The sequence below is a fragment of the Nonlabens dokdonensis genome (genome assembly GCF_002162835.1).
Lineage (GTDB): Bacteria > Bacteroidota > Bacteroidia > Flavobacteriales > Flavobacteriaceae > Nonlabens > Nonlabens dokdonensis_B.
In genome coordinates this window covers 1-9,914 of the sequence record NZ_MAAX01000058.1, presented here as the reverse complement: position 1 = coordinate 9,914, position 9,914 = coordinate 1, and the positions used below count along the sequence as shown (strand labels likewise).

General features: G+C 36.1%; 9 protein-coding genes and 1 pseudogene. 9 read left to right on the top strand and 1 reads right to left on the bottom strand.

The window, feature by feature from the left end; genetic code table 11:
* From A9Q93_RS03390 to glgB, 7 genes and pseudogenes are all read left to right on the top strand, one after another.
* Positions 1–354: pseudogene (locus tag A9Q93_RS03390) on the top strand (cell division protein FtsA); the annotation flags it as partial.
* A gap of 83 nt (positions 355–437) precedes the next feature.
* Positions 438–2,423, top strand: coding sequence for a cell division protein FtsZ (gene ftsZ, locus A9Q93_RS03385; RefSeq protein WP_303685972.1), 1,986 nt, complete (start codon positions 438–440; stop codon positions 2,421–2,423).
* 143 nt (positions 2,424–2,566) lie between these two features.
* On the top strand, positions 2,567–3,013 hold the full coding sequence (locus A9Q93_RS03380; protein ID WP_303685971.1) for a GatB/YqeY domain-containing protein: 447 nt from the start codon (positions 2,567–2,569) through the stop codon (positions 3,011–3,013).
* Positions 3,014–3,356: 343 nt separating this feature from the next.
* Positions 3,357–3,734, top strand: coding sequence for a hypothetical protein (locus A9Q93_RS03375; protein ID WP_303685970.1), 378 nt, complete (start codon positions 3,357–3,359; stop codon positions 3,732–3,734).
* Positions 3,735–3,812: 78 nt separating this feature from the next.
* Positions 3,813–5,219, top strand: coding sequence for a glycogen synthase (locus A9Q93_RS03370; protein WP_303685969.1), 1,407 nt, complete (start codon positions 3,813–3,815; stop codon positions 5,217–5,219).
* Positions 5,220–5,221: 2 nt separating this feature from the next.
* Positions 5,222–6,487 carry a glucose-1-phosphate adenylyltransferase gene (locus tag A9Q93_RS03365; RefSeq protein WP_303685968.1) on the top strand — a complete coding sequence of 422 codons (1,266 nt, stop codon included), beginning with the start codon at positions 5,222–5,224 and terminating at the stop codon, positions 6,485–6,487.
* Positions 6,488–6,489: 2 nt separating this feature from the next.
* Positions 6,490–8,388, top strand: a complete 1,899-nt coding sequence (gene glgB / locus A9Q93_RS03360) for a 1,4-alpha-glucan branching protein GlgB (RefSeq protein WP_303685967.1) — start codon at positions 6,490–6,492, stop codon at positions 8,386–8,388.
* Positions 8,389–8,404: 16 nt separating this feature from the next.
* On the opposite strand, the gene A9Q93_RS03355 is transcribed toward glgB, so the two are convergent.
* On the bottom strand, positions 8,405–8,935 hold the full coding sequence (locus tag A9Q93_RS03355) for a DUF421 domain-containing protein (RefSeq protein WP_303685966.1): 531 nt from the start codon (positions 8,933–8,935) through the stop codon (positions 8,405–8,407).
* Positions 8,936–9,139: 204 nt separating this feature from the next.
* Between A9Q93_RS03355 and A9Q93_RS03350 the strand changes: the two genes are divergently transcribed.
* Entirely contained in the window at positions 9,140–9,451 is a 312-nt protein-coding gene (locus tag A9Q93_RS03350; RefSeq protein WP_303685965.1) for a putative quinol monooxygenase, read from the top strand.
* 22 nt (positions 9,452–9,473) lie between these two features.
* Entirely contained in the window at positions 9,474–9,872 is a 399-nt protein-coding gene (locus tag A9Q93_RS03345) for a heme-binding protein (RefSeq protein ID WP_303685964.1), read from the top strand.
* The last annotated feature ends 42 nt before the right edge of the window (positions 9,873–9,914 follow it).

The following is a 9,914-nucleotide window of genomic DNA, read 5'->3' as shown; positions in this document are numbered from 1 at the left end:
GTTCTTACTGGTGGTGGTAGCCAGTTAAAACATATTAAACAACTTGCAGAGTATGTTACTGGAATGCCTAGCCGTATAGGTTATCCTAATGAGCACCTCGCGGGAGATAGTGATACAGAAAGTACAAGTCCATTGTTTGCTACCGCTGTAGGACTTGTTATGAAAGGACTAGAAGATCAATTTGAAGAAGAAGTAGAGGAAGAAGTTGTTGAGGCTGAGGTGACTGACGTAGAACAACCAGTAAATGAAGTTCAAGAAGAGGAGCGACCTACGGTCACTGAAGAAATAAAAAAGAAAGGAATATTTGACTCTTGGGCGACTAAGTTCAAGGAGTTTCTAGACAAAGCTGAGTAAACAGTAAATAATCAAAAAAAATAAAAAGAAAAGCAATTACCGTGATGTAAACATCACAATTGAATCCATAAAGTAGCACTATTATGAGTGAAGAATTTAACAGTATCGCTTTTGATTTACCTAAAAATAAATCAAACGTCATTAAAGTCATCGGTGTAGGTGGTGGAGGTAGCAATGCTATCAAGCACATGTACCAGCAAGGAATTAAAGGAGTAGATTTTGTAATCTGTAATACAGATTCACAAGCACTAGATAACAGTCCAGTGCCTAATAAAATACAGCTAGGTGTCACCCTAACAGAAGGTCTTGGAGCTGGAGCAAATCCCGAAGTAGGAGAGCGTGCTGCACAAGAAAGCATGCAAGATGTAAAGGACTTACTTGATTCTAATACAAAAATGGTTTTCATCACCGCCGGAATGGGTGGAGGAACTGGTACTGGAGCAGCACCTGTTATCGCGCAAATTGCTCGTGACATGGATATTCTTACAGTAGGAATTGTTACCACGCCTTTTCAGTTTGAAGGTAAAGTGCGTAATGAGCAAGCTCAAATGGGAATTGAAAAATTCCGTAAGAGCGTGGATTCTTTGATTATTATCAACAATAATAAATTGAGAGATGTTTATGGAAATTTAGGTTTCAAAGCAGGATTTTCAAAAGCTGATGAGGTACTTGCTACTGCCTCAAGAGGTATTGCTGAGGTAATAACAAATCACTACACTCAAAACATTGACCTGCGCGATGCAAAAACAGTACTCGCAAATAGTGGTACCGCAATAATGGGTAGTGCGCAGTCTACCGGTTCTAATCGTGCTCAAGAAGGAATTCTTAAAGCGCTCGATTCTCCATTATTAAACGATAATAAAATATCAGGAGCAAAGAATGTGTTGCTATTAATCGTTTCTGGTACTGAAGAAATTACCATTGATGAGATAGGTGAAGTAAACGAGCACATCCAGAATGAAGCTGGTGGCGTCGCAAATATTATCATGGGAGTAGGTGAAGATGAGGCTTTAGGAGACGCTATTTCCATTACCGTGATCGCAACTGGTTTTGATGCAGAGCAGCAAAATGAAATATCAAATACTGAAGCAAAACGTATTATTCATACTCTGGAAGAAGAGCAGCGTGCTACTGCCATATTAAAGGAAAGTAATAATGATGTGCTGCCTGGTAAACTAATTATGGATCTTGAAGAAGATCAGGAAGAGGATGCCGCTTTCGCGAAAGCGGAACAGGAACCAAAAACGGTAAAACCATCTCAGCCAGAAGAACCTCTGATCATAGTTCACGAATTAGGAGATGAAGAACCAGAAGATACTATTTCACCTGTGATGGACGAGAATCCATTAATTCCTACAAATGAGTTTATCGAGAACTTAAACGTGGTCTATGAAGAGGTGCTAGATAAATCTCAAGAATTTGTTATTAGAGAAGTTCAGACAGAAGAAATAAGTACGCTTAAATCACCTGTTCAGGAAGAAGAGAAAGATCAGTTTTTCTTAGATTTTGACATGCCGCTATCATCGCAGTTACAAGAAGAAGAAACTAACACTGTGAAGCATGAGTTAGAAGATATTGAAGTAAATGATCCTATAAATGTAGTGCCAGTTACTGAGTTCTCTGATAAAGGTATTAAGAAATATTCTCTAGAAGATTATATGGATGTAGAGGAACAGTTAAATACTGCAAAGCCTAAAGAATCTAATCGAGAAAACGTAGTTGCAGAGCCAGAAATAAGAATGGTAACTAAAGATGTGAAATCAACTGAGGTGCCATCACAACCAGAGATAGATCAAGATGTAGACCCTACAGACTTACCTCTTAATCAAGTGCTAGTGCAAAGAGCAGAAGAGCGTAAGCGCAAAATGCATGCTTACAATTTTAAGTTTAAGAGTTCTCACAGGTTAGATGAAATAGAAAAGCAACCAGCCTATTTAAGACAAGGTATTGAGCTGGATAAATTACCTGAAGAAAACGATAGGTCTAGAACCACACTTTCTACAGATGAGAATAATGAAATACAACTCAGATCCAGCAATAATTCATTCTTACATGATAATGTAGATTAAAAGCTTTTAACTACCTTGATAATCAACCCAAAGGCTCAAAAAGTCTTTGGGTTTTTTAATGCACATAGTTTTGATGGTGTTGATATGTTAAGTACGTATTTTATTGCAACTTAAATTCTTACTTTTGTTAATAAAACAAGATTATGAGTTTAGAGAAAGATATAATGAGTGCAATGAAGGAGGCTATGAAGGCCAAAGATCAAACTGCTCTCGCTGCATTAAGAGCTGTTAAAAGTGAAATATTACTGGCAAAAACATCTGGTGGTGATGAAGGATTAAGCGAGGATGAAGAAATTAAAATTGTTCAAAAACTTGTCAAACAACGCAAGGATAGTGCTCGTATTTTTTCAGAACAGAATAGAGAAGATCTCTCTGAGCCAGAACTTGCTCAGGCAGCAGTCTTAGAGAAGTTTCTTCCAGAACAAATGAGTGAAGAAGAAATAACTAAGGTGATTTCTGATATTATTTCTAAGACCGGAGCTTCTGGGATGAAAGATATGGGGAAAGTAATGGGAATGGCAAATAAAGAGCTCGCAGGTAAAGCAGATGGTAGAACGATCAGCACGATTGTTAAGTCGCAATTAACTTAAGTTAGTTATACTTTTAAAAAATTTGAAGGCTGCAATTTATTGCAGCCTTTTTTTGATTTCAAAAGTTTATGTAAACAAGATTCTTGTATGGATACGTTCACTGTTTATCCTGATAGCCTCCATTCTAAAATTGAAATTGTCGTTTGAGTAAATAACTATATGTAAATGAATCTCACAAGTTACAGCGCTCTATTGATGGAGTTGTTAACGGTTTAAATGTTTTGTAAACGATTAGTTTTACATTACTTATAGTTTTAGTTCTTGAAAATGAATTTTATTTTAATTACACTTTCGCGAAAGCGATATTTTTAAAATCACTATCTTTAAGAACCAACTTAAAGCTATGAATCAATTACGTTATTATGATTTAGGATATTCTGAAGTATTTGTTTTTGAACATTATTTAGTTAACCAAATTAAAGATGGTGTTGTGGTTAATCAAGAACATGTTGAAGTTTTACAAAATATGATTACAAGACATTTTTTTGATCGTGACCTCATATACATTGCTAACAGAATTAATTCTTATTCTATAGATCCTCTTATCTATCGAGAAGTCGCAGAAATTGAAAATCTAAAAGGTCTTGCCATAGTCGTTAATTCAGACATGAAAATGAAAACTGCTATGTATGAAAAGCAATTTTATTCTAGGCCTTATGAGGTTTTCTACACAATGAATGAGGCAATTATCTGGGCAGCATTACAGCTTAAAGTTTTATAGTAAAAATAACCGTTTTTAAAAATCAATTTTTGATAGCATTTTACTAATTTAAACAACTCAATTAATTGATTTAATGATATGAAAATTATACATGTAAGTGCAGAGTGTTACCCTATCGCAAAAGTAGGTGGTCTGGCAGATGTCGTAGGTGCACTTCCTAAGTATCAGAATGTAGAAGGACATGAGGCAAGTGTTATCATGCCTTATTACAATATTCCATTTACTCAAAATAACGCCTTTGAATCGGTTTACAATGGTGTTATAAAGATGGATCAAGTAGCATATGATTTTGAGATATTGAAACCTGAAAATTTGCAATTAGGTTTTGACATTTATCTGGTAAAAATTTCAGGAGTTTTATATAAAGAATATGTATACTCAAGAGATGATGTAGAGCGTTTTATGGCGTTTCAAACTGCGACATTGAGCTGGCTATCTGTGCAAAGTGAGTTGCCACAGGTAGTACATTGCCATGATCATCACACTGGTTTAGTTCCTTTTATGATGCAGTATTGCTATGATTTTAAACAATTTAAAGAGATTCCCTCGGTGCTAAGTATTCATAATGCACAATATCAAGGCTGGTTTTCTCATGATAAGATTAACCTTATTCCTGAATTTGATAAAGAACATATAGGTTTACTGGATTGGTCGGGAAATATTAATCCGCTGGCATGCGCTATTAAGTGCGCGTGGCGAGTAAATACAGTTTCTCCTAGTTATATGGAAGAATTAAAAGAGAATGCTAACCATTTAGAAAGCCTATTGAGTCATGAGGCACCTAAATGTATAGGTATTCTTAATGGTATTGATACAGAAGTATGGAACCCTGAAAAAGACAGTTACTTAGTTAAAAATTATAGTTTACAGAAAGCTACTAGCGGTAAAAAAGCAAACAAAAAATGGTTGTGTAATACATTTAATTTAGATGCTGATAAACCATTATTTGCTTTTATCGGAAGACTGGTATATGAAAAAGGATCTGATTTATTTCCTGAAGCTTTTGATCAAATATTAAATAATGAGGACGTTTCTATTTTATTGCTAGGGTCAGGTGAGCAAAGTACTGAAGAAAAATTGCTGGAACTCAAAGAACGATTTAAAGGTACATTTAATGCTTTCATAGGTTATGACGAGAAGTTGTCTCATATTATCTATGCTGGTGCAGATTTTCTTCTTATGCCTTCTCGTGTAGAGCCATGTGGTTTAAATCAAATGTACTCCTTAAGATATGGTACTATTCCAGTAGTTAGAAGTATAGGTGGATTAAAGGATACGATAGTAGATATGGAAGATGGTGGTTTTGGTTTTACACATGAAGATGCCACTGTAGATCAAATAGTTGCTGCAGTTAAAAGAGCCTGCTTACTATATAAAGAGCAAAAAGAATTTAAAAGAATTATTAAACATATTATGCAAATAGATCACTCTTGGAATCGATCTGCCGTAGCATATATAAACATGTATGAATCTATAACAAACTGATTATGATTAATGACAAAGTCTTAAGTATTATTTTAGGTGGTGGGCAAGGTACGAGATTATATCCTTTAACAGAGAGTCGTTCAAAACCTGCGGTGCCTATTGCTGGTAAGTATCGATTAGTAGATATTCCTATTTCTAATTGTATTAACTCTGATATAAAAAGAATGTTCGTTTTGACACAGTTCAATTCGGCGTCTTTAAATAGACATATTAAAAACACATATCATTTTAGTTTCTTTAGTTCGGCTTTTGTAGATGTCCTAGCGGCAGAGCAAACCCCAGGAAATAAAGGATGGTTTCAAGGAACTGCAGATGCGGTGCGTCAAAGCATGCATCATTTTTTAAGACATGATTTTGAATATGCATTGATCTTATCTGGTGACCAATTGTATCAAATGGATTTTAATGAAATGATCCAGGCTCATATTGATGCTAAAGCCGAAATATCTATCGCTACCATTCCAGTAACTGAAAAAGATGCCACCTCTTTTGGAATATTAAAAACAGACGATCATAATGTCATTACTTCATTTATAGAAAAACCAGCTAAAGAGCTGTTGCCAGATTGGAAGTCTAACACCAGCAAAGAGATGAAAAAGCAAAAGAAAAATCATCTCGCCTCAATGGGGATTTATATCTTCAATAGAGATTTGTTAATTGAATTAATGAAAGATGAAAAGAATATAGACTTTGGTAAAGAAATCATTCCACAAGCGATATCTGATCATAAAACATTAAGTTATCAGTTTGAAGATTACTGGACAGATATAGGAAGTATAGATTCTTTTTTTGAGGCAAATCTAGGTTTGACAAATGATATTCCTGAGTTTAACTTGTATGATTCTAAACAGCGAGTGTATACTAATGCGAGAATATTGCCTACCTCAAAGATATCAGGAACTTTATTAGAAAAAGCTGTTGTCGCAGAAGGCTGCATCATCAGTGCTGCAAAAATTGAAAAATCAGTCATAGGTATTAGATCTAGAATAGGTAAAGAGAGTACTGTAATCAATACTTATATGATGGGTAATGACGAGTATGAATCGTTAGAATCTATAGAAAAAAGTAAGCCCGAAGTACTCAAAGGAATAGGTGAACGATGTTTTATTAAAAATACCATTATTGATAAAAATGTTTGCATAGGCGATGATGTGCGTATAAATGGAGGTTCTCATTTAAAAGATGATGAAACAGAGAATTATGTGATCAAAGATGGAATAGTCGTGATTAAGAAAAACGCGGTGATTCCTAAAGGCTTTTCACTTTAAAGATGACTCAAGTAATCACGCACAGCCGCTTTACAGATTTTGATATCGACTTATTTAAAAGCGGTAAGCATTACCGACTTTATGAGAAGTTTGGGTCCCACGTCACAACCGTTGATGGAGTAGAAGGAACTTATTTTGCTGTATGGGCGCCTAGTGCAAAGAGTGTTTCTGTCATAGGCGACTTTAATTTCTGGACAGAAGATGAGCACCTTCTTAAAGTACGATGGGATAGCAGCGGTATTTGGGAAGGTTTTATTCCTGGGGTGCACCACGGAGCAACGTATAAATATAAAATACGCTCTTCACATAACAATGTTGTTACTGAAAAAGCAGATCCTTACGCACGCCGTTGTGAGCATCCACCACGCACCGCTAGCATCGTTTATGACTTTAAGCCTAAATGGAGTGATCGTAAGTGGATGGAGTCAAGAGCCAGAAATAATGCTCTAGACGCGCCCTATTCTGTCTATGAAGTACACTTGTCCAGCTGGAAGAGAAAGGTAGAAGAAAATAGAAGTTTAAGTTACCATGAACTCGCTTTAGATCTAGTAGCTTACGCGAAAGAGATGCAATTCACACACATCGAGTTCATGCCTATTATGGAGTATCCTTATGACCCTTCTTGGGGTTATCAAATTACAGGATATTTTGCTCCTACGGCAAGATTTGGTTATCCTGAAGAATTCCAAGAACTGGTAAATGCATGTCATAATGCTGGTATAGGTGTTATTCTTGACTGGGTACCATCTCATTTTCCAGAAGACGCGCATGGCTTAGGAAATTTTGACGGGACACATTTGTACGAGCATCCTGATAGAAGAAGAGGTTACCATCCTGACTGGAAGTCATTGATTTTTAATTATGGTAGAAACGAGGTAAAAAGCTTTTTAATATCAAATGCTTTGTTTTGGCTCGATCAATACCATATTGATGGGTTGCGTGTAGATGCAGTAGCAAGTATGTTGTTTCTTGATTACTCGCGAGAAGATGGAGAATGGGAACCTAATATAAATGGTGGTAGAGAAAACCTAGAGGCAATAGCTTTTATGAAAGAAATGAACGAGGCTGTTTACTTAAACTATCCAGATACTCAAACCATCGCCGAAGAAAGCACAAGTTTTCCTATGGTAAGTAAACCTACATCTATAGGTGGCTTAGGTTTTGGTATGAAATGGATGATGGGATGGATGCACGACACGCTACAATATTTTAAAAAAGAGTCTATTCATAGAAAGCACCATCAAAATGACTTAACATTTTCCATGACTTATGCGTTTACTGAAAACTTTATGTTGCCTTTATCACATGATGAGGTTGTTTACGGTAAAAGTTCTATACTAGGTAGAATGCCAGGAGATCAATGGCAAAAGTTTGCTAATTTAAGATTGCTGTACTCTTATATGTTTACTCATCCAGGTGGTAAATTATTAATGATGGGATCTGAATTTGGGCAACATGAAGAGTGGGATTTTCAAGGAAGTCTGGACTGGCATTTAACTGATTATAAGCCGCATCAAGGAATTCAAAATATCATTAAAGATTTAAACCAGCTTTATAGAAGTGAGAAAGCTTTACATGAAAAGCAATTTGAACATGATGGCTTTGAATGGATTTCTTATGAAGATCATGAAAACTCCGTTATAAGTTATAAACGTAAAGGTGTGGATTCTCATGTATTAATAATTTGCAACATGACACCAGTTCCTAGAGATAACTACCGCATAGGAGTTCCCTCAGATGCCACTTATAAACTTTTGTTCAATAGCGATGCTATAAAATACGGCGGCTCAGATCGTACGGTTAAAAAGTCATTCTCTCCACAAAATAAATCTTGGCATGGAAGAGAAAATAGCGTAGAGTTGCGATTACCACCTTTGGGAATTTTGGTTTATAAAATCTAAATTAAAAAGCAGGAAATTAGTACTTGAAATCCAAAATCTCGTCCTGAAGTTTCTTGTCACCATCGTTTACGTGCAGGACACTGACATCTCCTGTACTTTCAATTACAACAGCTCTCACATCATCAAATTGCAGCACATTTGCTTCACGCAGTTTGGCAATGAGTTCTGATCGATGAAGATTTGACTTTTTCAAAGCCTCTTCAAGAATCTTTTCGTCCTTCATGATTAATATTGGGCCGTTAGTCGCGGCTTTTCTAAAGAGGTTGCTCTTTCGTTGTAAAACGGCAAAGATGACCTGAAAGATGACGATTGCAGCTAAGGTAACAAGACCATTACCTATTGAAATTGTAGTGTCCATCGCAACACTTGCCAGAATACTACCTATAGCAATGGTTGTGGCAAAATCAAAACTCGTCATTTTTGCAAAGGTGCGTAGATCAGCGATACGAGTGATAATTATAAGACAGCTGAAAATTAGCATGACACTTATAATGATAATCGTTGAGGTTTCCAGATCTGGTAATAGCCATTCATTAATGTTTTCCATGAAATCAGTTTAAAGGTTAAATATTAGCTTGTGTGACTGTAGTAAAATTCTGAAATAATACAGCGGGATCTTACTTTTAAACGTTAAATAATTATTGATGGATATATTTCAAGCTCAATATCTGGGTTTTTTATGATCAGCTTTTGGAAACGGCGTTAAATTTGGGTTAAGAGTTCCGCTTGTAGCGTTGTTTATTCCTAAATTATGAAAAAACATAGAGACATGAAGAACAAAGGATTATTAGCAACATTGCAAGCAAAACCAGATAAAGCAACTACCGTTGCAGACTTTATAAAAGGAGCTGTGGATCTGGCTAAAAAAGAAGAACAGACGCTCACTTGGTATAGTTTTAGAATTGACGAGTTAACTTTCGGAATATTTGACACTTTTGAAGACGAGGATGGTCGCGAGGCACATTTAAACGGAGAAATTGCAAAGGCTCTTATGGGAAAGGCAGACGAATTGTTGTCAGAAGCTCCAGATATTAAAAAGATCGATATTTTATCGGCTAAGTAATAATTATTAAACACGAAACCAAATGAACATTACTTTAAAGCAAGCCGAGAGTATTATAGAAGAAGCCAAAGCTAAAGCAAAGGAAATTGATACTAAAATGAATATAAGCGTTGTGGATGCTGGTGCCAATCCAGTAGCTTTTGCTCGTATGGATGGTGCCTGGCTGGGAAGTGCAGACATCGCTCTCAAGAAAGCTAAAACCGCTCGATATTTTGATATGCCCACTGGTAACATAGGCGAAATTTCACAACCTGGTGGTTCTTTATTCAATATAGAACATTCTAATGGCGGTCTTATAACTTTTCCAGGTGGAATCCCTATCAAGGATGCTTCTGGAGCCATTATAGGCGCCATAGGTGTAAGCGGCAGCACTGTAGAGAACGATCATACAGTAGCAGAAGCTGGCGCCAAAGCAATTTAATCGTCTTTTTATTATCAAATTAGAACCGCTTATTAGCGGTTT

Bases quoted from the DNA above. Each gene is read 5' to 3' on its own strand.
- ftsZ (WP_303685972.1), top strand. From the start codon at position 438: ATGAGTGAAGAATTTAACAGTATCGCTTTTGATTTACCTAAAAATAAA.
- A9Q93_RS03380 (WP_303685971.1), top strand. From the start codon at position 2,567: ATGAGTTTAGAGAAAGATATAATGAGTGCAATGAAGGAGGCTATGAAG.
- A9Q93_RS03375 (WP_303685970.1), top strand. From the start codon at position 3,357: ATGAATCAATTACGTTATTATGATTTAGGATATTCTGAAGTATTTGTT.
- A9Q93_RS03370 (WP_303685969.1), top strand. From the start codon at position 3,813: ATGAAAATTATACATGTAAGTGCAGAGTGTTACCCTATCGCAAAAGTA.
- A9Q93_RS03365 (WP_303685968.1), top strand. From the start codon at position 5,222: ATGATTAATGACAAAGTCTTAAGTATTATTTTAGGTGGTGGGCAAGGT.
- glgB (WP_303685967.1), top strand. From the start codon at position 6,490: ATGACTCAAGTAATCACGCACAGCCGCTTTACAGATTTTGATATCGAC.
- A9Q93_RS03355 (WP_303685966.1), bottom strand. From the start codon at position 8,935: ATGGAAAACATTAATGAATGGCTATTACCAGATCTGGAAACCTCAACG.
- A9Q93_RS03350 (WP_303685965.1), top strand. From the start codon at position 9,140: ATGAAAAAACATAGAGACATGAAGAACAAAGGATTATTAGCAACATTG.
- A9Q93_RS03345 (WP_303685964.1), top strand. From the start codon at position 9,474: ATGAACATTACTTTAAAGCAAGCCGAGAGTATTATAGAAGAAGCCAAA.